This window comes from Flavobacterium potami (genome assembly GCF_020026915.1).
In the GTDB taxonomy this organism is placed as follows: domain Bacteria; phylum Bacteroidota; class Bacteroidia; order Flavobacteriales; family Flavobacteriaceae; genus Flavobacterium; species Flavobacterium potami.
On sequence record NZ_JAINUY010000107.1, the window covers coordinates 1 to 255 of the forward strand.

At 40.8% G+C, this 255-nt stretch carries 1 protein-coding gene; it reads left to right on the forward strand.

What is annotated here, in order from left to right; genetic code table 11:
- On the forward strand, positions 1-255 hold a 255-nt coding region (locus tag K6T82_RS24910; RefSeq protein WP_223711677.1), incomplete at both ends, for a hypothetical protein.

Here is a 255-nt window from a genome sequence, read left to right on the forward strand (position 1 = left end):
AGGGCGGTGTGGCTGTGCCTTACGGAACAGCAACTCCAATTGCTAACGGAACTACTCAATTAGTATTTAACGGTACTGCAGAGGGAGCTGTTATCATCAATGCTGAAGTAAAAGGAAGCAACGGCATCACACATTCAACTGTATTGAATTTTGATGTAAAAGGCATCGCTTACACTTTTACTGGCGCTCCTCAGGATAATTCAATTTTCGTTACAGCTTCTACAAATCTGAATTTTGATATTTCAGAAACTGCTC